Source organism: Mycobacterium sp. IDUB_21 (assembly GCF_055419425.1).
Genome location: NZ_JBVAXQ010000001.1, coordinates 264,250 through 289,094, shown reverse-complemented (window position 1 = coordinate 289,094; position 24,845 = coordinate 264,250). Strand labels below are relative to the sequence as shown.

Annotated in this window: 26 protein-coding genes and 1 pseudogene; 21 read left to right on the top strand and 6 right to left on the bottom strand. The window is 66.5% G+C overall.

Translation table 11 applies throughout. The annotated features are described in order from the left end of the window. The first annotated feature begins 186 nt into the window (after positions 1-186). From ACZYY4_RS01380 to ACZYY4_RS01365, 4 genes are read left to right on the top strand one after another with little or no spacing between them, the layout of a single operon-like run. Positions 187-1,284, top strand: coding sequence for an amidohydrolase family protein (locus tag ACZYY4_RS01380; protein WP_463807624.1), 1,098 nt, complete (start codon positions 187-189; stop codon positions 1,282-1,284). A 27-nt stretch (positions 1,285-1,311) separates the two neighbouring features. Continuing rightward, positions 1,312-2,454, top strand: a complete 1,143-nt coding sequence (locus ACZYY4_RS01375) for an amidohydrolase family protein (protein WP_463807623.1) — start codon at positions 1,312-1,314, stop codon at positions 2,452-2,454. Further along, a complete protein-coding gene (locus ACZYY4_RS01370; RefSeq protein WP_463807622.1) occupies positions 2,455-2,847 on the top strand; it encodes a Rieske (2Fe-2S) protein in 393 nt (130 codons plus the stop codon). Between the two features lie 16 nt (positions 2,848-2,863). Beyond that, positions 2,864-3,730: an alpha/beta fold hydrolase gene (locus ACZYY4_RS01365; protein WP_463807621.1), complete on the top strand. Its 867-nt coding sequence runs from the start codon at positions 2,864-2,866 to the stop codon at positions 3,728-3,730. 5 nt (positions 3,731-3,735) lie between these two features. On the opposite strand, the gene ACZYY4_RS01360 is transcribed toward ACZYY4_RS01365, so the two are convergent. After that, positions 3,736-4,206: a hypothetical protein gene (locus ACZYY4_RS01360; RefSeq protein WP_463807620.1), complete on the bottom strand. Its 471-nt coding sequence runs from the start codon at positions 4,204-4,206 to the stop codon at positions 3,736-3,738. A 29-nt stretch (positions 4,207-4,235) separates the two neighbouring features. On the opposite strand from ACZYY4_RS01360, the gene ACZYY4_RS01355 reads away from it, so the two are divergent. The 7 genes and pseudogenes from ACZYY4_RS01355 to ACZYY4_RS01325 all read left to right on the top strand — a co-directional run bounded on the left by ACZYY4_RS01355 (position 4,236) and on the right by ACZYY4_RS01325 (position 10,671). Beyond that, positions 4,236-5,546: an NADH-ubiquinone oxidoreductase-F iron-sulfur binding region domain-containing protein gene (locus ACZYY4_RS01355; protein WP_463807619.1), complete on the top strand. Its 1,311-nt coding sequence runs from the start codon at positions 4,236-4,238 to the stop codon at positions 5,544-5,546. Continuing rightward, positions 5,543-5,737, top strand: a pseudogene (locus ACZYY4_RS01350) (ferredoxin); the annotation flags it as partial. The gene ACZYY4_RS01355 and the pseudogene ACZYY4_RS01350, both read left to right, overlap by 4 nt. A gap of 14 nt (positions 5,738-5,751) precedes the next feature. Beyond that, complete coding sequence (locus ACZYY4_RS01345; protein ID WP_463807618.1) at positions 5,752-7,428, top strand: thiolase C-terminal domain-containing protein; 1,677 nt, start codon at positions 5,752-5,754, stop codon at positions 7,426-7,428. Further along, positions 7,425-8,309: an alpha/beta hydrolase gene (locus tag ACZYY4_RS01340; RefSeq protein ID WP_463807617.1), complete on the top strand. Its 885-nt coding sequence runs from the start codon at positions 7,425-7,427 to the stop codon at positions 8,307-8,309. The genes ACZYY4_RS01345 and ACZYY4_RS01340 overlap by 4 nt, the downstream gene beginning before the upstream one ends. Next, on the top strand, positions 8,309-9,127 hold the full coding sequence (locus ACZYY4_RS01335; protein WP_463807616.1) for an NAD(P)-dependent oxidoreductase: 819 nt from the start codon (positions 8,309-8,311) through the stop codon (positions 9,125-9,127). The genes ACZYY4_RS01340 and ACZYY4_RS01335 overlap by 1 nt, the downstream gene beginning before the upstream one ends. A gap of 117 nt (positions 9,128-9,244) precedes the next feature. Next, positions 9,245-10,447 (top strand): cytochrome P450, encoded by a 1,203-nt coding sequence (locus ACZYY4_RS01330; protein ID WP_463807614.1) that lies wholly within the window; start codon positions 9,245-9,247, stop codon positions 10,445-10,447. A gap of 8 nt (positions 10,448-10,455) precedes the next feature. Next, positions 10,456-10,671: a ferredoxin gene (locus ACZYY4_RS01325; RefSeq protein WP_463807613.1), complete on the top strand. Its 216-nt coding sequence runs from the start codon at positions 10,456-10,458 to the stop codon at positions 10,669-10,671. A 10-nt stretch (positions 10,672-10,681) separates the two neighbouring features. Here the strand turns inward: ACZYY4_RS01325 and ACZYY4_RS01320 are convergent, their stop codons facing one another. The 4 genes from ACZYY4_RS01320 to ACZYY4_RS01305 form a co-directional block, all read right to left on the bottom strand. Further along, a complete protein-coding gene (locus ACZYY4_RS01320) occupies positions 10,682-10,990 on the bottom strand; it encodes a DUF1330 domain-containing protein (protein ID WP_463807612.1) in 309 nt (102 codons plus the stop codon). After that, positions 10,990-11,199 (bottom strand): ferredoxin, encoded by a 210-nt coding sequence (locus tag ACZYY4_RS01315; protein WP_463807610.1) that lies wholly within the window; start codon positions 11,197-11,199, stop codon positions 10,990-10,992. The genes ACZYY4_RS01320 and ACZYY4_RS01315 overlap by 1 nt, the downstream gene beginning before the upstream one ends. Further along, positions 11,196-12,491 carry a cytochrome P450 gene (locus ACZYY4_RS01310; protein WP_463807949.1) on the bottom strand — a complete coding sequence of 432 codons (1,296 nt, stop codon included), beginning with the start codon at positions 12,489-12,491 and terminating at the stop codon, positions 11,196-11,198. Before ACZYY4_RS01310 ends, ACZYY4_RS01315 begins: the two co-directional genes overlap by 4 nt. A gap of 141 nt (positions 12,492-12,632) precedes the next feature. Next, positions 12,633-13,913: an amidohydrolase family protein gene (locus ACZYY4_RS01305; protein ID WP_463807948.1), complete on the bottom strand. Its 1,281-nt coding sequence runs from the start codon at positions 13,911-13,913 to the stop codon at positions 12,633-12,635. A gap of 258 nt (positions 13,914-14,171) precedes the next feature. Between ACZYY4_RS01305 and ACZYY4_RS01300 the strand changes: the two genes are divergently transcribed. From ACZYY4_RS01300 to ACZYY4_RS01270, 7 genes are read left to right on the top strand one after another with little or no spacing between them, the layout of a single operon-like run. Further along, complete coding sequence (locus tag ACZYY4_RS01300) at positions 14,172-14,717, top strand: carboxymuconolactone decarboxylase family protein (protein ID WP_463807609.1); 546 nt, start codon at positions 14,172-14,174, stop codon at positions 14,715-14,717. A 4-nt stretch (positions 14,718-14,721) separates the two neighbouring features. Then, positions 14,722-16,050: an aromatic ring-hydroxylating oxygenase subunit alpha gene (locus tag ACZYY4_RS01295; RefSeq protein WP_463807608.1), complete on the top strand. Its 1,329-nt coding sequence runs from the start codon at positions 14,722-14,724 to the stop codon at positions 16,048-16,050. Next, positions 16,034-16,357, top strand: a complete 324-nt coding sequence (locus ACZYY4_RS01290; RefSeq protein WP_463807607.1) for a hypothetical protein — start codon at positions 16,034-16,036, stop codon at positions 16,355-16,357. Before ACZYY4_RS01295 ends, ACZYY4_RS01290 begins: the two co-directional genes overlap by 17 nt. Before the next feature lie 2 nt (positions 16,358-16,359). Next, the gene (locus ACZYY4_RS01285; protein ID WP_463807606.1) at positions 16,360-17,580 is read left to right on the top strand and encodes a metal-dependent hydrolase family protein; all 1,221 of its coding nucleotides are present in this window, start codon (positions 16,360-16,362) and stop codon (positions 17,578-17,580) included. Then, complete coding sequence (locus ACZYY4_RS01280; RefSeq protein ID WP_463807605.1) at positions 17,564-17,983, top strand: nuclear transport factor 2 family protein; 420 nt, start codon at positions 17,564-17,566, stop codon at positions 17,981-17,983. Before ACZYY4_RS01285 ends, ACZYY4_RS01280 begins: the two co-directional genes overlap by 17 nt. After that, entirely contained in the window at positions 17,983-19,071 is a 1,089-nt protein-coding gene (locus tag ACZYY4_RS01275; protein ID WP_463807604.1) for an acyl-CoA dehydrogenase family protein, read from the top strand. The genes ACZYY4_RS01280 and ACZYY4_RS01275 overlap by 1 nt, the downstream gene beginning before the upstream one ends. Before the next feature lie 2 nt (positions 19,072-19,073). Continuing rightward, complete coding sequence (locus ACZYY4_RS01270; protein ID WP_463807603.1) at positions 19,074-19,877, top strand: acyl-CoA dehydrogenase family protein; 804 nt, start codon at positions 19,074-19,076, stop codon at positions 19,875-19,877. Positions 19,878-19,946: 69 nt separating this feature from the next. Here ACZYY4_RS01270 and ACZYY4_RS01265 read toward each other — a convergent pair whose 3' ends face one another. Next, positions 19,947-21,119 carry an acyl-CoA dehydrogenase family protein gene (locus tag ACZYY4_RS01265; RefSeq protein WP_463807602.1) on the bottom strand — a complete coding sequence of 391 codons (1,173 nt, stop codon included), beginning with the start codon at positions 21,117-21,119 and terminating at the stop codon, positions 19,947-19,949. A gap of 221 nt (positions 21,120-21,340) precedes the next feature. On the opposite strand from ACZYY4_RS01265, the gene ACZYY4_RS01260 reads away from it, so the two are divergent. From ACZYY4_RS01260 to ACZYY4_RS01250, 3 genes are all read left to right on the top strand, one after another. Then, positions 21,341-21,994, top strand: coding sequence for a TetR/AcrR family transcriptional regulator (locus ACZYY4_RS01260; protein ID WP_463807601.1), 654 nt, complete (start codon positions 21,341-21,343; stop codon positions 21,992-21,994). 276 nt (positions 21,995-22,270) lie between these two features. Beyond that, a complete protein-coding gene (locus tag ACZYY4_RS01255; protein ID WP_463807600.1) occupies positions 22,271-23,728 on the top strand; it encodes an aldehyde dehydrogenase family protein in 1,458 nt (485 codons plus the stop codon). Positions 23,729-23,756: 28 nt separating this feature from the next. Continuing rightward, a complete protein-coding gene (locus ACZYY4_RS01250; RefSeq protein WP_463807599.1) occupies positions 23,757-24,842 on the top strand; it encodes an NAD(P)H-dependent amine dehydrogenase family protein in 1,086 nt (361 codons plus the stop codon). Positions 24,843-24,845: the final 3 nt, after the last annotated feature.

Sequence of the window (24,845 nt, the reverse complement as noted above, 5' to 3'; positions counted from 1 at the left end):
GGGTTTGCACCGGGCGCGCCGACGCCTGCCTGCGCCGCCTGCACCGACCACAGACGAGAATCTAGTTCTTGCAAGCAAAGAATACAGCTATACAATAGTTCTCACCGGGAGTCGGCTTCCCGGTGAATCCTCACAGCGCGCCCCGGGCGGGCGCAGGATCCGGCGACACGGCGAAGGGCGGCGTTGATGGTCGAACACCCGGACGGCAGCCGCACGCCGGTCATCGACGCCAGCGTGCACATCTTCGCGGCGTCCAACTCCGACCTGCGCTCCCAGCTGCGGGAGCCCTACCGCAGCCGCGGCTTCCCGGACTACGAGATGGACTGGTACGGGGCGCCGGGCGGCGAATACGCCCCCGGCACCGAGGGCGCGAAAGGCCAGTACCCGGGATCGGACCCCGACGTGGTTGCCCAGCATCTGTTCGTCGACCGCGGTGTCGACGTGGCGGTGCTGCACCCGATGACGCGCGGCGTCATGCCCGATCGGCATCTGGGGTCGGCGATCGCCGCGGCGCACAACGAGATCCTGGTGTCGCGTTGGCTGGACCACAGCGAGCACGGCGAGCGTTTCCGCGGCACCATCCGGGTCAACCCCGACGACATCGCCGGGGCTCTGCGTGAGATCGACCGGTGGAAGGATCACCCCCGGGTGGTCCAGATCGGTGTGCCGTTGCAGTCACGCGAACTGTTCGGCAAACCGCAGTTCTGGCCGCTGTGGGAGGCGGCTATCGACGCCGGGCTGCCGGTGGCCGCCCACATCGAGGTGGGTGCGGGGATCTCCGCCTCGCCGACCCCGTCGGGCGGCACCCGGACCTACGAGCAGTACGTCAGCTTCATGGCGTGCAACTACCTCTACCACCTGATGAACATGATCGCCGAGGGCGTGTTCGAGCGGATGCCGTCGCTGAAGTTCGTCTGGGCCGACGGCGCCGCGGATCTGCTGACCCCGTTCATCTGGCGGATGGACAGCTTCGGCAGGCCGCACCTGGAGCAGACGCCGTGGGCACCCGAGATGCCCAGCGACTACCTGCCCGAGCACGTGTACTTCGTGCAGGGCGCCATGGACGGACCCGGCGACACCGAGTTTGCCGGAGAGTGGTTCGGCTACACCGGCAAGGAGGACATGGTGATGTACGGGTCCAGCTATCCGCACTGGCAGTGCAACGAACTGTCCGTACCGAGCACTTTCAGCGCCGAACAACGCGACAAGCTGTGCTGGCGCAACGCCAGCCGGCTCTACGGCCTGGAGATTCCGGCCGTTCCGGCCGCCGCGGGCGCACACTGAAAACAGCCGGGATCAAGGGAGACCACCATGACCGTGACAGCCACAGAGCGCAAGCCGGCGGTCGAGCGCGTCGCCGTACGCTGTGTCGACTCCGACGTCCATCCGGTACCGCGACGCGGGGAACTGACCCCGTACATCCCCGAACCGTGGCGCAGCAAGTACTTTCTGGCCCGCCAGGTCGGCGAACAGATCTACTACGACGCCCCGGACTACGCGCACGCCTTCGCCATGCGGGTCGACGCGTTCCCGGCCGACGGTGAATTCCCCGGCAGCAGCCCGGAGTTGGCGTTCAAACAACTGATCATGCAGGCAGGCGCCGACTACGCGATCCTCGAGCCCGCCGCCTACCCGGCACGGATCCCCGAAGCGCAGCATGCGCTGTCGTGTGCGCTCAACGACTGGCAGGCCAACCACTGGCTGGACAGTCACAACAACTGGCATCAGCGGTGGCGCGGGTCGATCTGCGTGGCGATCGAGGACCCGTTCGCCGCGGCTGCCGAGATCGAGAAGTGGGCGGGCCACCCCTACATGGCACAGGCCCTGATCAAGGCCGAGCCGCGGCCGTCGTGGGGTGATCCCAAGTACGACCCGATCTGGACGGCGGCCACCAAGCACGACATCACCGTCAGCTGCCATCTGTCCCGCAGCCACCACGAAGAGCTGCCGATGCCGCCGGTCGGGATGCCCAGCTACAACCACGACTTCATGGTCACCTACTCACTCCTGGCGGCGAACCAGGTGATGAGTCTGGTGTTCGACGGGGTCTTCGACCGCTTCCCGACGTTGCGCATCGTGTTCGTCGAGCACGCCTTCACCTGGATCCTGCCGCTGATGTGGCGCATGGACGCCATCTACTCCGCGCGCAAGTCGTGGATGGACATCAAACGCAAACCCAGCGAATACATCAAGGACCACATCAAGTTCACCACTCAGCCGCTGGACTACCCGGAGGACAAGACCGAGCTGACCCGGGCGCTGGAATGGATGGAGTGCGAGAAGATCCTGCTCTTCTCCTCCGACTACCCGCACTGGACGTTCGATGATCCGCGCTGGCTCGTCAAACACCTGCCCAAGGCAGCCCGGGAAGCGGTGATGTTCAAGAACGGCCTGAAGACCTACCACCTTCCCGACACGGTCCCGGCCCTCGAAGGTCAGGTCCGGGTGTTCTGAATGAGCCGAGACGACCAGCGGCCCCGGCTGGCCCAGGGCCGCGAGCACATCGTTGCCACTGTCGACGAAATCCCGCCCGGCACCCATAAACTGGTGCCGATCGGGCATCACGGCGTCGGGGTTTACAACATCAACGGGACGTTCTACGCGATCGCGAATTACTGTCCGCATCAGGGCGGGCCGCTGTGCACCGGACGGCTGCGCGGCCGCACCGTCGTGGATGAGACCGCACCGGGAGACGCCGCCATGGTCAGGGACCTGGAATACATCCACTGCCCTTGGCATCAATGGGGTTTCGAACTCGCCACCGGAACCACTGCGGTCAAACCCGAGTGGAGCATCCGCACCTACCCGGTGCGGGTCGTCGGCGACGACGTCCTGGTCCAGGCCTAGCACACAGGAGTTTTCGGTGCCCTCAGTGGAAATCAACGGCGGAAACGTCGTCTACGAGATCCTCGGCGACACAGGCGACCTGATCGTCCTGACGCCGGGCGGCCGGTTCTCCAAGGAGATTCCCGGACTGCGCCCGCTGGCCGAGAAACTCGTCGACGGCGGCTACCGCGTGCTGCTGTGGGACCGCCCCAACTGCGGGGCCTCAGACGTGCAGTTCTACGGCCAGTCCGAATCGCACATGCGCGCCGAAACCCTGCACGCGCTGCTCACCGCGCTCGACACCGGGCCGTGCATCATCGCCGGCGGCTCGGGCGGAGCGCGGGACTCCATCCTGACCACCATGCTCTACCCCGAGTTGGCCACCAAGCTGGTGCTGTGGAACATCGTCGGCGGCGTGTACGGCTCCTTCGTGCTGGGGTCCTACTACGTGGTGCCCAACATTCTGGCGGTACGTGGCGGCGGCACCCAGGCGCTGCTGGGCCTAAGCGAATGGCAGGAACGGATCGAGGAGAACCCGGCGAACAAGCAGCGGCTGCTCGACCTCGACCGCGACGACTTCCTCAAAGTGATGCTGCGCTGGCTCAACGCGTTCGTATCCAAGCCGGGACAGACGATTCCCGGCGTCGACGACGAAATGTTCGGCGCGATAGCGGTTCCCACCCTCATCATCCGCGGCGGCGAGAACGATTGGGACCACCCCAAGCGCACCTCGCTGGAGGTGAACTGTCTGATCAAAGGATCCGAACTGATCGACCCGCCGTGGCCGGAAGACGCCTGGGAGCGCGCAGGCGAGGAGCGTGCCGCAGGAAAAGTGAGTCACTTCAACATGTTCGACACCTGGGTGCAGGCCGCTCCGGCGATTCTGGAATTCCTGGGACGCTGATGAAGTCAGCAGGTGTGGATATGCACTTCGCAGTTCAGCGAGGCCTCCAGCGCCGTGTGGATGCGGCTCTCGCCGACCCGCGCCAGGTCCGGTTCGGCCAGGGTCACGTGGACGACGTCCAGACCATCCGATCCCTGTTTCCGGGCGATCTGGCCGGTCAGCCCCAGCCCGGCCAGCACCCCGTGCACGTCGTCGTCGGTGCCCCTGCTCACGTAGGTCACCACCCCGGCGGTGGGCGTCGTGCCGAACGCACTGGCGCACAAGCGCATCCCGATGTCGATGATGTCCGCGTCGGCGCCGGTGATCAGCAGCCGTACCTGGCGCCTGCCCACCGGCATGGACGCAACATCGGTCTCGACCAGTCCGACGCCGGATTGCGCTACCAGCTCACGCAGCGCCGCCATGCCGGTCGTCAGCTGTGCGGGGGTCAGCTGCCCGGCCGGGTCGACGTCGACGCGCACCACCGCTGTTCTCACGTTCGCGAGCCTAACCACACGAGGTGGCAATGACGACCAGCAGCACACCGACGGCCGGCATCGCAGCCATCACCGTCGCCGGCTGGCCGGGCTGCGCGCCGCGCCTGCTGCGCGAGGGCGTCGAGGACGGTGCGGGCTACGTCGCCGGCGGCGGCTATCGGGCACTGCCCGACCCCGACGTGTTCCTCGACGAGGTGGAACGCAGCGGGCTGTGCGGGCGCGGTGGTGCCGCGTTCCCGCTGGCGGTCAAACTGCGGTCGGTGCGCGCCGCCACCGCTCGCCACGGCCGGGAAGCCGTCGTCGTCGCCAACGGCGAGGAGGGTGAGCCGGCGTCGATCAAGGACCGCTGGCTGCTGCGCAATCGCCCGCACCTGGTGCTCGACGGACTGCGACTGGCCGCGGCGACCGTCGCGGCCACCCGTGCCTACGTCTATGTCTCCGATCCGGCGGCCGCCAGCAGCGTGGAGAACGCGCTGGCCGAGATCGGCGCCGAAACCCTTGGCGGGCCATCGATCAGCGTGTTCACCGTCGATGCGGGCTACGTGGCCGGCGAGGAGACCGCAGCGGTGCGGGCGATCAACGGCGGTCCGGCCAAACCGACCGACAAGCCACCGCGCCCCTACCAACAGGGGGTTGCACAGCGCCCGACGCTGGTCTCCAATGTCGAGACGCTGGCGAATCTTCCGTATCTGCAACAGCACGGCGCGGCGGCCTTCCGCTCGGCGGGGACCGCGTCATCACCGGGAACCTTCCTGGCGACGGTCAGTGGCGGCAGCCGGCCGCCGGTGCTCTACGAGCTGCCACACGGCGTCGCGGTCGGCGAAGTACTGGAGTTGCACGGGATCCCGTTCGATCAGGTGCGCGGGATGTTGATGGGCGGCTATTTCGCCGGCCTGCTGAACCGCGAGGTGCTGGACGCCACCCTGGATCACGAGACGCTGCGCGCCGGCGGCAGCGGTCTGGGCTGCGGGGCGATGACCGTGCTCACCGATGACTGCCCGGTAGCGGTGGCGGCCTCGGTGTTGTCCTATTTCGGCCGGGAGAACGCCGGCCAGTGCGGGTCGTGTTTCAACGGCACGGTGGCGATGGCGGCGGTGGCCGAGGCGCTGCGGGACGGGGTCGCGACCGCGGACGACGTTGAGCGGCTGCAACGGTGGGCCGGCGTGCTGCCCGGCCGAGGAGCCTGCGGCACGCTGGACGGTGCCACCAATGTGGCGGCGAGCCTGCTGATTCGGTTTCCGGAATTGGTGGCCGACCACCTGGCCGGCGCCTGTGTTGCCTGCCGCGACGGCGCCTACCGAGCCGAACGTCCCTACGCGGTCGAGGAGGTGACGGCATGAGAATCCGCCTGGATCACACGAAGTGCGACGGGTTCGGCTTCTGCGCCAAACACGCACCGAAATACTTCTCCCTTGACGACTGGGGGTACGCGTCCCTGACCGGTGACGGCACGGTGGACGAGGCAGACGAGCATGACGTCATGCGTGCCCTGCTGGACTGCCCCGTGCACGCCATCATCGAGCTCACCGAGGAGGACGACGACCTATGAGCGCACCCGGCCGGCCGCTGCCTGCGGTCACGCCCGAGAACGAATTCTTCTGGACCGCCGGCGCCGACGGCGTGCTACGGCTGCAGGAATGCCGGGACTGCGCGGCGCTGATCCATCCGCCCCAGCCGGTGTGCCGGTACTGCCGGGGCACGAACATGGGTGTGCGTGACGTCTCCGGGCGGGCCACCCTGGCCGGATTCACCGTCAACCACCGGTTCAGCCTGCCCGGCATGCCGGCCCCCTACGTCGTTGCGCAGGTGGCGATCAACGAGGATCCGCGAGTTCGGCTGACCACCAACATCATTGATTGCGAATCGGACCAGCTCGAGCTCGGTCGGCAGGTGGAGGTCGTCTTCGAGAACGTCGAGGACGTGTGGCTGCCGCTGTTCCGCCCGGTCCCGGTCGGCCCAGAAGACTCGGAAGGCTCCGCGACCAAACCGCTCCCCGACGACGAGATCGCACCCGAGGACTACGCCCAGCACGTGCGCCCCATGGTGAGCGCCGAGAAATTCGAAGACAAGGTGGCGCTCACCGGAATCGGCATGTCGACGCTCGGACGCCGGCAGATGGTGGACCCGCTGTCGCTGACGGTGGCGGCCTGCGAGGCGGCGGTCGCCGACGCCGGGCTGACCCTCGACGACATCGACGGCCTGTCAACCTATCCGGGTGGCGGGCTGCCGGGCCCGTTCGGCGAGGGCGGGGTCACCGCGCTCGAAGCGGCACTGGGTATCCGGCCCACCTGGCACAACGGCGGCATGGAGACATTCGGGCCGGGCGGGTCGGTGATTGCCGCCATGCTGGCGGTGGCCACCGGATTGGCCCGCCACGTGCTGTGCTTCCGGACCCTGTGGGAGGCCACCTACAACGAACTGATGAAGCACGGCAAGGCCACCCCGCTGGGCGGCAGGCGCACAGCCAGCTGGCAGATACCGTTCGGAGCGACCTCGGCGGCGCACACACTGGCGCAGAACGCCCAGCGCCACTTCCACCGCTACGGCACCAGCCGCGAGACGTTGGGCTGGATCGCGTTGAATCAGCGGGCCAATGCCGCCCTCAACCCGACGGCGATCTACCGCGACCCGATGACGATGGACGACTACCTTTCGGCGCGGATGATCACCACACCGTTCGGGCTCTATGACTGCGATGTCCCGTGCGACGGCGCGGTCGCGGTGATCGTGTCCGCGGTTGACGCCGCCCGTGACCTGGCCAAGCCGCCGGTGCTCGTCGAGGCCGTCGGCACCCAGATCCTCGAGCGGATCGACTGGGACCAGAGCACCCTGACCCACGAGCCACAGGTCCTGGGCCAGGCCGCCCACCTGTGGTCGCGGACCTCGCTGCGCCCGGCCGATGTCGACGTGGCGGAGCTCTACGACGGGTTCAGCTTCAACTGCCTGTCCTGGATCGAGGCGCTGGGTTTCTGCGGTATCGGCGAGTCCAAGAGCTTCCTGGACGGTGGCACCAACATCGCCCGCGACGGGGTGCTTCCGCTGAACACCCACGGCGGTCAGCTCTCCCACGGCCGCACCCACGGAATGGGGCTGATCCACGAAGCCGTCACCCAGTTGCGCGGCGAGGCGGGTGAACGGCAGGTCGCCGGTGCCCGGGTTGCCGTGGCCAGCAGTGGCGGGCTGACGCCCAGCGGGGTCATCTTGCTGCGGGCGGACACATGACCGCCCCCGTTCGCGAGCGGATGGTCAATGCCGACGGGGTACTGATGTCGGCCCTGCTGGCCGAGGCCCCCGATCCGCGCGCCGTCGTCGTCGCCCTGCACGGCGGCGGGACCACGTCGGTGTATTTCGACTGCCCGGGCCAGCCCGACCTGTCCCTACTGAGAACCGGTGCCGCGCTGGGCTACACCGTGATCGGCCTGGACCGGCCAGGCTACGGCAGTTCGGCACTGTATCCGGAGGCGATGACCGATCCCGAGCAGCGTGTCAGGCTGGCCTACCTGGCCGTCGAGGCGATCCTCGGCGACCGGCCACGAGGCGCCGGCCTGTTCATACTGGGCCACTCCAACGGTTGTGAACTGGCGCTGCGGATGGCAGCCGATGAGCGGGGCGCCGAGTTGCTCGGGCTCGAACTGTCCGGCACGGGGCTGCGCTACCAGGCCGCCGCACAGCACGCCCTGAGCACGGCGGGGCCGGGTCGGAGGCCGGTCGGTCTGCGCGAACTGCTCTGGGAGCCTGCGTCGTTGTACCCGGACGCGATCCTGCGCGGGATCCTCAACGCATCACCGGGGTCGCCCTACGAGGCGGCCATGGTGGCCGGTTGGCCGCGCAGCGACTTCCCGTCCCTGGCCGGCCGGGTCCGGGTTCCGGTGCGCTTCACCTTCGCCGAACACGAGAAGATCTGGGAGTCCGGCCCGGCCGCGCAGCGCGACATCCGCGCCCTCTTCACCGCCACGCCGAGCTTCACCAGCAACGAGGTATCCGAGGCCGGACACAATCTCAGCGTCGGCTTCAGCGCGGCGGGCTACCACAAGTCGGTGTTGTCATTCGTCGGACATTGCGCGGCCGTTGCTGCCGCCGAACGGGATTCGGAGGTCAGCTGATGCGGGTGGGTTTCATCGGATTGGGCAGCCAGGGCGCGCCGATGGCGCGACGCATCGTCGAGGGGGGCCATCCCACGACGCTGTGGGCCCGACGGCCCGACAGTCTCGAACCCTTCGCCGACACCGCGGCCAAGCTGGCCGACTCCCCCGCCGACCTGGGCCGGGCGAGCGACCTGGTCTGCCTGTGCGTGGTCGGCGATGCCGACGTCGACGAAGTGGTCCGTGGCGAGAACGGCGTGCTGGCCGGATTGCAGTCCGGCGGCATCATCGCCATTCACAGCACGGTGCACCCCGACACCTGCCGCGCCCTGGCCGAACACTGCGCCGATCAGGGTGTTTCGGTGATCGACGCTCCGGTCAGCGGCGGTGGGCCGGCGGCCGAGGCCGGAACGCTGCTGGTGATGGTCGGCGGTGACGAGGAGGTGGTCGAGCGGTGCCGCCCGGTGTTCGACACCTACGCCGACCCGGTGGTGCATCTCGGCGGGGTCGGATCGGGACAGGTGACCAAGTTGCTCAACAACCTGTTGTTCACCGCCAATCTGGGTACCGCCGCGGCCGCCCTGGCGCTGGGCGAGCAACTCGGGGTGTCGACGGCGCGACTCGCCGAGGTGGTGTGCCGTGGCAGTTCGAACAGCTTTGCACTCAACAGTATCCGGGGATCCGGTGGCACCCTGGATCGTCTGGCCGGAATGGCCGGGGCACTGTTGCAGAAGGATGTGCGACTGGTGGCCGACTTGGCGCAGCAGGCAGCGGCGACCCCGGGTGCGGTTCTCGACGCCGCCGACGCAGCGCTGTCGCTGATGGATCATCCACGATGATCCGGGGACTTTTCCAATATCCTTCCGGTATCAACCCGTATGTCTTACAGTTGGATATACGGTCCAATGCCCGGTCACTACGTTTTCCAGCCGCGTTCTGCCGCTGAGGAGGATTCAATGACCAAACCGAAACTCGTCTTCGACCCGTTCTCGGAAGAGTATTACAACGATCCGTTCGATATCTATCGACGTATGCGCGAAGAAGCTCCGCTCTATCACGACGAGCAGGAGGACTTCTACGCGCTTTCCCGCCACCAGGATGTGGCGGCGGCGCTCAAAGATTTCGAGACCTACTCGTCGGCTCGCGGATGCGACCTGGCGATGGTGCGGTCGGATGAACCCCCGCAGAAGTCGATCATCTTCATGGATCCGCCGGATCACCGCCACATGCGCAGCCTGCTCAACAAGGCGTTCACTCCGCGCGCGATGCAGGCCCAGCGAGCCACCGTCATCGAGCAGGTCGAGCGGTTCCTGGCCGCTGCCGACCCGGATCAGTTCGATGTGGTGCAGGACTTCTCCGGGCCGTTCCCGGTGGAGGTCATCACCCGGATGGTCGGGGTCCCCGACGAGTTCCGGCAACAGGTGCGGCACTGGATGAACATCTCGCTGCACCACGAGCCCGGGCAGATCGAAATCAGCGAAGTAAGTATGCAGGCCAACATAGACACCGCCATGTACTACTACGGCTTGGTACAGGAGCGTCGCACCAACCCGCAGGACGACATGCTCAGCAGGCTGATCGCTGCCGAGATCCCCGGCGACGACGGTCAGACGCGCCGCCTCGACGATATTGAAATCACGGGTTTCGCGGCACTATTGGGCGGCGCCGGCGCCGAGACCGTCACCAAGCTCGTCGGCAACGCCGCGGTGCTGTTCGCCCGATACCCGGATCAGTGGCAGAAACTTCTCGACGACCGCAGCAAGATTCCGGCTGCCGTGGAGGAGCTGCTGCGCTACGCGGGGCCGGTGCAGTACAACGTCCGCTACACCCTCAAAGAGGCGCACGTCAGCGGCGGGACCATTCCGGCGGGCAAGCCGGTGTTCTTGCTGAACGCCGCGGCGAACCGGGACTCGGACGCCTTCACCGACGCCGACACCTTCGACATCGACCGGGATCAGGCCGAGGCACAGCATCTCGGCCTCGGCTACGGGATCCACAGCTGCCTCGGAGCGGCGCTGGCCCGGATGGAGAGCACCATCGCGCTGGAGAAATTGTTGGACTTCATGCCTCGCTACGAGGTGAATTGGGATGGCCTGCAACGGGTTCACATGCAGAACGTCGCCGGCTGGCAGAACGTTCCGGTCCGGGTCTTGCGATAGGGGCATCGATGGCCAAACGACGGCAAGTGGTAGTCGATTACGGACTCTGCGAAGCGAACGCGATCTGCATGGGGATCAACCCGGACGTCTTTCACCTTGATGACGACGACACCCTGCACATCCTCAAGCCCGACATCACGCCGGAGACCGAACGTGATGTCCTCGAAGCGATCCGCAGGTGCCCGCGGCAGGCGCTGTCGATCGTCGAGGAAGACGACGACTAGGCGATGCGCTTTAGCGCGCCGGGAACCCCGAGAGGATGACCGCGTTGCAGTCGGCTGCGGCCTGCCGCAGTTTCGCGGCCTGCTGGTAACCCTCGGACTGATACCAGGCCCGAGCGGCTTCCACCGATTCGAACTCCAGGACCACGGTCTGGTTACCGTGCCAGTCGCCCTCCAGCACCTCGGCCTGGGTCTCCACGGCCAAGATCTTCGCGCCACCGGCGGCCATGGTCGGTTGGGCGGCCTTCCCGTAGGCCATCATGCCCTCCGGGTCGTTGATGGCCTCGGTCAGAATCACGTATCCCTTGGGCCCGTTGGCCATTAGTTCTCCTCTGAATTGTCGGTGACATCGTCGATGGCACGTTCGGGGCATTGCTTGATGGCGTCGCGAACCGCGTTCTCGAACTGGGGCGGCACCTCGTCGACGGTGACCTCCGAATAGCCGTCGTCGTTGATGGTGAACACCTCGGGGCAGATCGTGGTGCAGATGCCATGTCCGGCACAGCGGTCCGGGTCGACCCACGCCTTCATCGCGCTGCCTCCCCGGCCGGGGTGAACTCCAGATTGAGGTCGATCAGACCACGCAGGATATAGGTCGGAATGTAGGCGAACCGCCGTTCGCCGGGCGGACCGTGCAACTCTTCGGAAATCCTGATCTCGGCCGTGCGATCCAGCAGGCGCTCGATCGCGATCCGGGTTTCGGCCCGCGCCAGCGGCGAGCCGGGACAGCTGTGGATACCGCGCCCGAACGTAATGTGCTGGCGTGCGTTGGTGCGAGCGAGATCGAAGGTGTCCGGATCGGTGAAACGGCGCGGATCCCGATTCGCGGCGGCGCTGAGCACCATCAGCGTTGTGCCGGCAGGGATCTCGACCCCGCCGACCTCGGTGTCGACCCGGGAGAGCCGGAAGTCGCCCTTGACCGGACTCTCGAAACGCAGCACCTCTTCGATGAAGTTCGGGATCAGGCTGCGGTCGTCACGAAGACGCTGCTGAACGTCGGGCTGGTCTCCGATGATCTTCAGCGCGGAGCCGAGCAAGCGCACCGTGGTTTCCTGGCCGGCCGAATACACGTTCGCGGCCACCCGGGCCACGTCCATCGGATCCGGGATGGAGCCATCCGGGAACGTCGCCTCGGCCATGCCGGTGAGTACGTCGTCGCGTGGTGCGCTGCGGCGATCGGCGACGTAGTCGGCGAAGGTGCCGTAGAGAAACTCCAGTGGACTGTGTGCCAGCGCCTTGGCCTTGGTGCTTCCGATTCCGCCGCCCACGTTGTGGTACATCTTTTTGACGAACTCGTCGCGATCCTCGTCCGGGACACCCAGCAGGTCGGCGATGACCAGCAGGGTGAACGGCGCCGCGAAGCCGTTGATGAATTCGCCGGAGCCGGGCGCGAGGAATCCGTCGATCACCTGATCGGCGAGGTCCCACATCGCGTCCTCGTTCTCTTTGAGGCGCTTTGGGGTGAGCAGCCGCATCAGCAGCGCCCGGTGGTTGGTGTGGGTCGGCGGGTCGAGTGTCGGCAGCTGGTCGCTGAACGGCAGTTCGTCGCGGTGCTGGTCGATCAGACCGGCCACGGTCTCCCCGCCCAGGTCGCCGTCGAGTGGCACCGGGAAACCCGGGAACGGCCCGGTCACCGCGATGCACGAGGAGAACACCTCGGCATTGCCGGCCACTGCTGTCGCCTCATCCCAACCGGTCACCATCATCACGTTGTGGTGCGGCTCCCGGGTGATCGGCGAACGCTCCCACAGGGCGCGCAGATACGGGTATGGGTCGGCCACCACTGTGGAGTCCTGAAAGAAGTCAATCGTGTCTGGATCCATCACGAGCCGGCTCACTCCTCCAAAGAACAAAGAACCCTGACGCAACAATCTCACATCCGAGAATGTCATTCTCGTTAGAGATCAACAGACTTTCACACCGGTGGGTGCCCGTCAACGTCGTTGAGGCCGCCCACACCCGACTCAGCTGTTGGACCGCGCGGCGTCCATCAATGCATTCGCCTGGCGATCACCGTGCTTGTGCTGGCTGAGCGCGCGAATCTCAACGTCGTGACCCTCGGCTGCCTTCCGCAGCGCCCCCACGGTGGCCTGGTCGCGAGCGATGTGGGCGAACGGATCGAACGAGTACCAGCGCATGGCGTTCTCGTGCGTCATCTTGTTGATCTCGACATCGGAAGCGTGATTGGCGGACAACACCTCCCACAGTTCCTCGGGCGCCCCCGGCCACATCGAGTCGCTGTGCGGGTAGTCGGCCTCCCAGGCGATGTTGTCGATACCGATCTCCTGGCGGAGCTTGACCCCGACCGGGTCGGAGATGAAGCAGGTCAGGAAGTGCTCCCGGAACACTTCGGACGGGACCTTGCCGCCGAAGTCCTGGCCGGTCCAGGTCGAGTGCATCTCGTAGGTGCGGTCCACCCTCTCCAGGAAGTACGGGATCCACCCGGTGCCGCCCTCGCTCAACGCGATCTTCAGGTCCGGGTACTCCTTGACCGGCTTGGACCACAGCAGATCCGCTGCCGCCTGGACGATGTTCATCGGCTGCAGGGTGATCATCACGTCCATCGGCGCGTCGGGCGCGGTGATGGCCAGCTTTCCCGACGACCCGATGTGCACGTTCATCACGGTATTGGTGTCGCACAACGCTTTCCACAACGGATTCCAGTAGGGGTCATGGAAACTCGGGTACCCCATCGCCGCCGGGTTCTCGCTGAACGTCAGGGCGTGTACGCCCTTCTTCGACACCCGCCGCACCTCCTCGGCGCACTTCTCGGCGTCCCAGATCACCGGAAGCGCCATCGGGATGAAGCGCGCGGGATACGCCCCGCACCATTCGTCGATGTGCCAGTCGTTGTAGGCCTGGACCAGCGCCACCGAGAAGTCCGGGTCGTCGGTGGCGAACAGTCGGCCGGCGAAGCCGGGGAACGACGGGAAGCAGATCGAGCCGAGAACGCCGCCGGCGTTCATGTCCTTGACCCGCTCATCGACGTTGTAGCAACCGGGCCGGATCTCGTCCAGGCCCTGGGGTTCCAGGCCGTATTCCTCCTTGGGACGCCCGGCGACCGCATTGAGTGCGACATTGGGGATCACCACGTCGCGGAACTGCCAGGTGTCGGAGCCGTCGGGATTGTGTACCAGTCGTGGCGCGTCGTCGAGGTACTTGCGCGGCAGGTGGTTGGCGAACATATCCGGCGGCTCAACAATGTGGTCATCGACGCTGACCAGAATCATGTCGTCTTTGTTCACGGTCATCCTCCGATCCGGGTTCGGCCCAGCGGGCCGACCCAACGACGTGTTCAATGAAAACTAGCTTCCCTTTTTCGGAGAATCAACCTTCTGCGGATCCGACCGCCCGGAACGGGCGGGCACCTCCCGCCGCACCGGCGGAAGTTTCGACCCGGCCGTCCTACCTGCGTAGACGTCCCGGTATTGACCAATCGCGGGAAACATGGAAATCTGTTGGTCAAATATGAGAATGTGATTCTCGTAAACGAGGAGGAGCAGATGCAGCTGACCGCGCTGTCGGAGTCCCAGTGGGACGATGAGGCGGTCCAGCGTGCTCTCGCCCAGGTGCTTACCGCAGACCGGCGCAACTCTCGCGACGCCGGCAGCGCCATGACCATGCTCGTTCACCACCCGAAGCTGGCCCGGATGTTTCTCAAATTCAACGTCGAGCTGCTGTACCGCTCGAGCCTGCCGGGACCGCTGCGCGAGCTCGCGATCCTGCGAAGCGCCTACCGCCGCGGCTGCGAATACGAGTGGGTGCACCACATCACGATCGGCAAGGAAGCCGGCCTCACCGACTCCGACATCGAAGACCTCCAGCACGGCGCGGGCCGCAACGAGCTGTACCAGGCGGTGCTCAACGCGGCCGACGAACTCGATGAGACCTCCCGGCTGTCCCCCGCCACCGAGGCGGTCCTGTCCAAACATCTGGACGAGCACCAACTGATGGAACTCGTCTTCACGGTCGGCTGTTATTGCATGTTGGCCATGGCCTTCAACACTTTTGGCGTTGAACTCGATGAAGAACCCGCATCAGGAAGGTAACACCGTGCCACATTTCCCTAAGCCGGCAGCAGGAAGCTGGACGCACAGCTATCCCGAGCTCGGCACCGAACCGGTCGATTACAGCGACTCGACCGACCCGGAGCACTACGCCGACGAGCAGGAGGCGATCTTCAAGCGCACCTGGCTCAACGTCGGGCGCGTCGAGCGGCTCCCCAAGGTCGGCAGCTACTTCACCCGGGAACTGCCGTCGGTGTGCGTGGGCACCTCGCTGATCATCGTCAAAGGCAAGGACCAGGTGGTCCGGGCGTTCCACAACATCTGCCGGCACCGCGGAAACAAGCTGGTGTGGAACGACTTTCCGAATGAGGAAACCGAAGGCACCTGCCGTCAGTTCACCTGCAAGTACCACGCCTGGCGCTACAGCCTCGACGGCGACCTCACCTTCATCCAGCAGGAGGGCGAGTTCTTCGACGTCGACAAGAGCCAGTACGGCTTGGTTCCGGTGCGCTGCGAGGTGTGGGAAGGCTTCATCTTCGTCAACTTCGACGACAACGCCGGACCCCTTAACGAGTACCTCGGATCGCTGGGCAAGGGCATCGAGGGCTACCCGTTCGGTGCGATGACCGAGGTCTACTCCTACAAGGCTGAGATCGGCAGCAACTGGAAGTTGTTCATCGACGCATTCGCCGAGTTTTACCACGCGCCGATCCTGCACCAGGGGCAGTACACCAAGGAGGAAGCCGCCAAAATTCAGGAGCACGGCTTCGAGGCGCTGCACTACGAGCTCGCCGGGCCGCACTCGGTGATCTCCACCTGGGGTGGGCAGTCCCCGCCGGCCGACCTGAACATGGTGAAGCCGATCGACCGAGCGTTGCGCAGTGGGTTGTTCGGCCCGTGGGACAAGCCCGACATCGAAGGCCTGGATTCGCTTCCGCCCGGGGTGAACCCGTCGCGGGCCCCGAAATGGGGGATCGACTCCTTCGTGTTCTTCCCGAACTTCATGATTTTGCTCTGGGAGCCGGGCTGGTATCTGACCTACCAGTACTGGCCGACTGCGGTGAACAAGCACATCTTCGAAGCCAGTCTCTACTTCGTGCCGCCGCGCAATGCACGGGAAAGGCTGGCCCAGGAACTGGCCGCGGTGACCTTCAAGGAGTACGCGTTGCAGGACGCCAACACACTGGAGGCCACCCAGACGATGATCGGCACAAGGGTCGTCGACGACTTCTTGCTGTGCGACCAGGAAATCCTGCTGCGCCACCTGCACAAGTCCGCCCGCGACTACGTGGACGAATACCGGAAGACCAAGACTGCGAACAAGACCGAGACCAAGACCAAGACCAAGGAGCACGCCAATGGCGCTACCTGCTGACTTCGCCGACCTGCAGCCTTTCGCCGGCTGGGCCCTGGCCACCGAACCGGAGCGCTATGCCAAACGGCTGGCCTCCACCATGCCCGAGATGCAGGAGTTCTACGACGCCGCAATCCCCCGCCTCGACGACGCGATCACCCACCTCGACAAGTTCGACCTGCAAGACCTGCCCGAGGAGGCCCGCTCGCTGATGCACATCATGCAGTCGCTGGTGATGGTCTCCTTCCCGATCGAGGCATGGAAGCAACCGCGGGTGCCCGACAGCGGTGCGGCCTGGATCGACTGCATCAAGGAACCGGTCGTCTAAGAGTGTTGACGCTCAAGGCCGCCGGGCTGCTCGACGTCGACTCCGGGGAGATCATCCGGCCCGGTGTCATCCGGGTCGACGGCGAGAAGATCGTCGGCGTCGGCGGCCCGGTCGCGGCCGACGACGAGGTGCTGGATCTCGGCGACCTGATCCTGCTGCCCGGGCTGATGGACATGGAGGTCAACCTGCTGATGGGCGGCCGGGGTGAGAACCCCGGCCTCTCGCAGGTTCAGGATGACCCGCCCACCCGGGTGCTGCGTGCGGTGGGCAACGCGCGGCGCACACTGCGGGCCGGCTTCACCACCGTGCGAAACCTCGGGCTGTTCGTGAAAACCGGCGGCTATCTGCTCGACGTCGCACTGGGCAAGGCGATCGACGCCGGCTGGATCGAGGGCCCGCGGGTGGTGCCGGCCGGGCATGCGATCACACCCACCGGCGGGCACCTGGATCCGACCATGTTCGCGGGATTCATGCCGGGCGTGCTGGAACTGACGCTCGAGGAGGGCATCGCCAACGGGGTCGACGAGATCCGCAAAGCGGTCCGCTACCAGATCAAGCACGGCGCACAGCTGATCAAGGTGTGCTGTTCGGGCGGCGTCATGTCGTTGACCGGGGAAGCGGGCGCCCAACACTATTCGGATGAAGAGCTACGCGTCATCGTCGACGAGGCACACCGGCGCGGGCTGCGCGTGGCCGCGCACACCCACGGCGCCGAGGCCGTCAAACACGCGGTGGCGTGCGGGATCGACTGCATAGAGCACGGGTTCCTGATGGACGACGAGGCGATCGCGATGCTCGTCGAGCACGACCGTTTCCTGGTCACCACCCGGCGACTGGCCGAGGCGATGGACGTGTCCAAGGCCCCGCCCGAACTACAGGCCAAGGCCGCCGAGATGTTCCCCAAGGCCCGCACCTCGCTCAAAGCCGCCTACGAGGCGGGAGTGAAGATCGCCGTCGGCACCGACGCACCCGCGATCCCGCACGGCCGCAACGCCGACGAGCTGGTCACCCTGGTCGACTGGGGCATGCCGCCTGCCGCCGTGCTCAAGGCGGCAACGGTGACCGCAGCCGAGCTGATCAACGCGGCCGATCGGGGCCGGCTGGCCGAGGGCCTACTCGCAGACATCATCGGGGTGCCGGGGGATCCGTTGTCCGACATCACCGTTACCCGCAACGTACAGTTCGTCATGAAAGGCGGTCAGGTGTATGTCAACAAGAACTGACGACCTCGTCGAGATCCAGCAGACGCTGGCCCGCTACGCGGTGACGATCACCCAGGGCGACATCGACGGGTTGGTGGCGGTGTTCACCCCGGACGGCACCTACAGTGCGTTCGGCGAAACCTATTCGCTGGACCGGTTTCCGGTGTTGGTGGACGCCGCCCCGAAGGGCTTGTTCATGACCGGCACCCCGGCGATCGAGCTGGACGGTGACACCGCGACCGGCACCCAGCCGTTGTGCTTCATCGACCACGCCAGCCACGACATGCGGATCGGTTACTACAACGACACCTATGTGCGCACCGCGGACGGCTGGCGGCTGCGGACTCGGGCGATGACGTTCATCCGGCGCAGCGGCGTACATGATTCGGGCCGTCCGCACGCCGTGGGGCGCCCGTCGGCCTGATGAATGTCGCGGAATTCCAGGCGGATCTGCGCGCCTGGCTCGACACCCACGACCTGACCCCCGGCCCGGATCACTCCCTGGAAGGTCACGTCAAGCAGTTCGCGCGGGTTTCCGCCGCGCTGTATGAGGCCGACTGGATGCGTTACGGCTGGCCGGTCGAGGCCGGCGGACTGGGTGGTCCGGCAATGCTGCGCGCGGTCGTCGGGGAAGAGGTCGTCGGCCGCGGGCTGGCCGAACCCGGCCCGTACTCGATGCTGGAAGTGCTGGCGCCGACCATGATCGACTACGCGCCGCCCGAACTCGCCGCGGAAATGGTGCCGCGGTTGCTGTCCGGGCGCGAACAGTGGTGCCAGGGCTTCTCCGAGCCGGGCTCCGGTAGTGACCTTGCGTCGTTGTCCACGCGTGCCACGCCCGATGGCGACACCTGGATCGTCAACGGCCAGAAGGTCTGGACCAGCTTCGCCCAGTATTCGACGCGCTGCGTCCTGCTGACCCGTACTGCCCCGGGACATGACGGCATCACCGCGTTCTTCGTCGATATGGACGCCCCCGGCATCACCGTGCGCCCACTGCGGACGATGCACGGAGTGGACGAGTTCTGCGAGGTCTACTTCGACGACGTGGTGGTCCCCGCCGACCGGATGCTCGGCCAGCCCGGAGACGGCTGGCGGCTGGCCATGGACCTGCTGCCGTTCGAGCGCTCCACCTGCTTCTGGCAGCGCATCGCGTACCTGTACTCACGTCTGGACCGACTCATCGCCGAGACGACCGAGGTCGATGACGCCGAGCTGGGCGAGGCCTATCTCGCCCTGCACACGCTGCGCTGCCGGTCCCGCGCCACCCAGCACCGGTTGGCCGGCGGCACCCGGCTGGGTCCGGACACCTCGATCGACAAGGTGCTGCTGGCCACTGCCGAGCAGAAGCTCTTCGATACGGTGCGCGACCTGCTGCCGGGAACCATAGAGCTCGACGAGTCACCCTGGCGCACCGAGTTTCTCTACTCCCGCGCGGCGACCATCTACGGCGGCACCTCCGAGATCCAGCGCAACATCATCGCGCGCAGACTTTTGGACCTGGGTAAGGAATGAGCATGGGCGTCACCATGGACACCGAGTCCCTACAACTGCTCCAGAATGCCCTGCGGACCTCGATGGCGGCGGCATCGGGCAGCCAGCTCGACGCTACGCTGTCTGAGTTGGGCTGGCTGGACATGCTCGACGAAATGCCGGAGACGGCAATCCGTTTGGTGTTCGGCTCGCTCGGCGAGACCGGGTCGCACGCGTCGGTGCTCAACGATGTGGTGCTATGGGAGTCGGGGCGGCCCGGCGCCGACGCGGTGCCACTGCCCTTCGCGGGCGGTTCCTGGGTCCTCTGGCAGCGTGCCGACCAGCCGAGCGCGGTGATCGATGACGATCTGCCGATCCAGCGCGTCGCCTCCGGGGAACCGGTTCCACTGGCGGCCGGACGGCGGGCGCTGGGCTGGTGGCTTACCGGCGCCGGCCGGGCGATGCTGGCGCTGGCCCGCCAACACGCACGGGACCGGGTGCAGTTCGGTAAGCCCATCGCCTCGTTCCAGGCGATCCGCCACAAGCTGGCCGAGACCCTGGTCGCGGTCGAAGGTGCGGAGGCGACCCTGGTGGCCGCCGCCGAGAACCCCGATGATCTCGGCTCGCTGCTGGCCAAGGCTGCCGCCGGCCGCGCCGCTCTGACCGCCGCACGGCACTGCCAGCAGGTGCTCGGCGGCATCGGTTTCACCGCCGAACACGATCTGCACCGACACGTCAAGCGGGCGCTGCTGCTGGACGGAATGCTCGGCAGCGCACGCGAACTCACCCGGGAGGCCGGAGCTGCGGCGCGGGAGAAGGGTTTCGCCCCGCGGCTGCTCGACCTTTAGCCGTCGCCGAGTGGGAACTACCCGAGAAGGACACGCGTTGCGGCGCCCCCTCGCGTGCGGTAGCGCCGTCTAGCGCGGCAGCCCCAGCACCCGTTGCGCGATGATGTTGCGCTGGATCTCCGACGTGCCGCCGGCGATGGTCCCCGCAAAGCTGCGCAGGTAGCGATCGAACCAGCTCGCAGACGCGTAGTCCCCGTTCATCGGCATATAGGTCCCCGAGCTGCCCGGGTGGATAAGGCCGGCCGCGCCCGCGCTATCCAGGGCGTGCTCGGTCGCGGTCTGCACCGCTTCGGAGCCGAGCAGCTTGAGCACCGAGAGCGCGGGGACGTCCTGTTCGCCGCGGGCCGCTTGGGCCAGCGCCACCGACCCGAGCAGTTGCAGCGCCTGGTTGTCCATCAACAAGGTGGCGAAGCGGTCGCGGTTCAGCGCTCCGACCGGCCGGAAGTCGTGGATCAGATCGCGCAGTCGGTCGGCGAAGCTCATCCACAGCAGGGTGCGTTCATGACCGAGCGAGCCGTTTGCCACCCCCCAGCCGCCGTTGAGCGGACCCACCAGGTTCTCGGCGGGAACCACCACGTCGGTGAAGAACACCTCGTTGAAATCGACATCGTCGTGACCGCATGCCGACGCGAAGGGCCGCCGCACCACTCCGGCCGTGTCGGTCGGGATCAGCAACACGCTGATGCCCTTGTGCTTACGCGCATCCGGGTCGGTCCGCACGAAGGTCAACAGCACGTCCGCATCGTGGGCGCCCGAGGTCCACACCTTCTGTCCGTTGACCACGAAGTGGTCGCCGGTCAGCACCGCGCGGGTCTGCAATCCGGCCAGATCCGAACCGGCTCCGGGCTCACTCATGCCCAACGAGGCGGTGATCTCCGCGCGCAGGATCGGGACGGCCCACCGACGTTTCTGCTCGTCGGTGCCGAACGACAGCAGCGACGCCGCGATGATGCCGACCCCTTGCGGGTTGAAGCTGGGGTAGATCCGCCGGCGGGACAGCTCCTCGGAGTGCACGTACTGCTGCAGGATTGTGGCGTTGCGGCCGCCGAATTCAGGAGGATTCCCGGGCAGCAGCCAGCCGTTGTCGAACAGCAGGCGCTGCCAGCTCCGCGCCCAGTCCGGGATGTGGGAACACGACCGTGACCGCTCCAGCGCCTCGGCCTCGGTGGGAAGATGCTCGTCGAGGAACGCCGAGAACTCGGCCCGGAAACTCTCGACGTCGGAATCAAAGGCGAGTTGCACCGACACTCCTGGGCTCAGGCGTCCCGGGGTCTCCCGATCCGGACCGGCTCGGATCTTGCGAGTCCGCTTCCATAGACGCAACGATGAGAATATCATTCTCGAATGGAGAAGTTGCGATCTCTGAATGGTCGTCCCGTTGCCGGTGTCGCGCGGTCCCGAGACGTTACCGTCCAGTACAGTTGCGCTGTGCCTCGCCTACCGCACACCTGCCCGGAGTGCCGGTGACCAGCCCGAGCGAAGAACCCGCCTGGAAGCAGCGCGCGGTCGAACGCTCCATCAAAACCGCGAAAATACGTGCGGCGCAACGCGTTCAGCGCTTTCTGGATGCCGCACAATCGATCATCATCGAAAAGGGCAGCACCGACTTCACCGTCCAGGAGGTCGTCGACCGCTCTCGCCAGTCGCTGCGCAGCTTCTACCTGCAGTTCGACGGCAAGCACGAGCTGCTGCTGGCCCTGTTCGAGGATGCCCTGAGTCGCGCGGCGGAACAGATCCGCGCCGCGACGGCCAACTACCCCGACCCGTTGGAACGCCTCAAGATCGCGGTGGAGTTGCTGTTCGAGTCCTCGCGCCCAGACCCGACCGCCAAACGGCCGCTGTTCACCGATTTCGCTCCCAGCCTGCTGCTGACCCATCCCGCCGAGGTCAAGGTCGCCCACACCCCGCTGTTGACGCTGCTCTCCGAGCTGACCGAACAGGCGGCCGAGGCCGGTCGGTTGCGCGTCGGCCCAAACCCCAGGCGGGTGGCGGCGATGATCATGCAGACGGTCATGTTCAACGCTCAATCCAGCCCGGCCTCAACCGATCCGGCGGTCAACCCGCTGACCGCCGACGAGGTGTGGGACTTCTGCGCCCACGGCTTCGCGCGCACCTGACCGGCCGCGCGTCGAGCGCCCACCAGCTCCGCATCTGATGGCCGTCCGGCGACCCGGACGCGATCTTCCGCCGTCGCCGATCCTCGCCACCGCCATGGGAACGATCCGGGCGACGGGCGACAGTGGCGCTCGGCCCGCGTTCGCCGATGCGCTGATAGCTCCAGTGCCGACCGAACCGTGCATCTGCGGCCGGCCTCGAACCCTGGACTTCCCACCGCGAAACGCATAACCTCATGCTGCGAATGTAGTTATCGAAATGCGAGAAGGGGATTATCCATGTCGGTGCAGACGGTGTTGGACGACATTCGGAAGGTCCCCGGCACCGGTGATGTGATTCCTGTCATCGACCCTGCCACCGAAGAGCAGCTCACCGAGTTCACCGACTGCGGGCCCGAAGCCGTCAACGACGCCGTAGCCCGGGCGAAGGCGACCGCCGAGTCCGGTGTGTGGTCGCAGATGGCCGACTACGACCGGGCCCGGGTGCTGTGGCGGATCGCCGACCTGATCGACGAGAACGCCGGGATCCTGGCCGAACTCGAGTCGGTCAATGCCGGCATCCCCGCCTCCCAGGCCGCGATCATCACCAAGGTCGGCTCGGAGTGGTTCCGCTACTACGCCGGCTGGTGCACCAAGATCGACGGCATCGCGCGCGACGTCAACACCGGCGGCCTGACCGGAATCGAATCGCACCAGCACGTCTACACGCTGCGCGAGCCCTATGGCGTGGTGGGCCTGATCTTCCCGTGGAACGGTCCGGTCTTCAACTTCTGCGCCAAGCTGGCGCCGTCGCTGGCCGCCGGCTGCAGCAGTGTCGTCAAGCCCGCCGAGGAGACGCCGCTCTCGGCGCTGGTCCTGGATCGCCTCCTGTCCGAAGCCGGGGTGCCCGACGGTGTGGTGAACATGGTGCTCGGCTACGGCCACACCGCCGGCGCGGCGATCACCGCGCACCCCGACGTCGAGAAGGTCGCGTTCACCGGATCGACCGACGTCGGCCGGGAGATCGTGCGCGCCTCGGCGGCAAGCAATCTCAACAAGGTGACCCTGGAGCTCGGCGGCAAGTCGCCGGTGCTGATCTACGACGACGCCGACCTCGACATGGCCATCACCATGGCAGCGTTCGGCACCTTCGTGCACTCCGGGCAGGCGTGCGTCTGCGGATCGCGGATCTTCGCCCAGCGCGGCGTCTACGAGCGGGTCGTGGAGGGCGTCGCCAACATGGCCAACAGCATGCAGCTGGGCGGCCCCAACGACGACGGCGTCATGGTCGGTCCGCTGATCAGCCAGAAGCAGCTCACCCGGGTGCTCGGCTACCTGGAGCAGGGCCGCTCGGACGGCAACGAGCTCGTCACCGGCGGCCACCGACTGGACCGCAAGGGCTACTTCGTGCACCCGACCGTGGTCACCGGTGTCGACCCCGATTCCAGCCGGCTCTTCCAGGAGGAGATCTTCGGGCCGGTGGTCACGATCCTGCCGTTCGACGACGACGACGAGGCGATCGCGCTGGCCAACAACAGCAGCTACGGCCTGGCCGCCACCGCGTGGACTTCCAACCTGGGCCGGGCGCACCGGCTGGCCAAGCGACTCAAGGCCGGAACGGTGGGGCTGAACTGCCAGATGCAGTTCGACCACTCGATGCCGTTCGGCGGGTACAAGCAATCCGGTTGGGGCTACGAGTCCGGCAAGGCCGGGATCGAAGCCTATCTGCAGACGAAGGTCGTCTGGGCACAGATGTAACCGGCCCGACAAACACGAGGTGGTGCGCATGCCGACCGTCCCTTACCGGGTCGTCCAGTGGACGACGGGCAACGTCGGGAAGAGTTCCGTCCGGGCGATGACCGCCAATCCGGATTACGAACTCGTCGGACTCTTCGCATGGTCGGACGACAAGGTCGGCCGCGATGTCGGCGAGTTGGTCGGCATCGACCCGCTCGGCGTCTCTGCCACCAACGACAAGGCGGCGCTGCTGGCGCTGAAACCCGACTGCGTCGTCTACAACCCGATGTGGATCGATGTCGACGAACTCGTGGCGATATTGTCCGCCGGCGTCAACGTCGTGACCTCGGCGTCCTTCATCACCGGCGGTAACCTCGGCGACGATCGGGCCCGGCTCGACGAGGCTTGCCACAAAGGCGGATCCACCCTGTTCGGTTCCGGGGTCAGTCCGGGCTTCGCCGAGCTGCTGGCCATCGTGGCGGCGACCGCATGCGACCGCATCGACAAGATCACCATCACCGAGACGGCCGACACCACGCTCTACGACTCCCCCGACACCGAGCGGCCGGTGGGTTTCGGCGCCGCGATCGATGACCCGGGCCTGGCGCCGATGGCCGCCAAGGGCACCGCGGTGTTCGCCGAGGCGGTGCAATTGGTCGCCGACGCGATCGGCGTTGAGCTCGACGAGATCACCTGCGTGTCCGAATACGCCCAGACCACAGCGGATCTGGCGATGGCGTCGTGGACCATTCCGGCGGGCCACGTGGCGGGCGTGTTCGCCAGCTGGCAAGGAATCGTCAACGGCGAGACCGTGATCGACATCAACGTGCGGTGGCGCAAAGGACAGACGCTGGAGCCCGACTGGCAGCTGGACGGCGACGGCTGGAAGATCACCATCGACGGACGGCCGACGGTCAACATGCAGGTCGGCTTCACGCCGCCGCCGGACCTGATCGCCTCCGCGAAATCCATCGACGACTTCTTCGAGCTCGGCCACATCATGACCGCGATGCCGCCGATCAACGCCATCCCGGCCGTGGTGGCCGCCGAACCCGGCATCGCCACCTACAACAATCTGCCCCTGCACCTTCCCCGCTGGTCGGCCCAGAACAGGTCGGCTCAGAACAAGTCCTAGAAC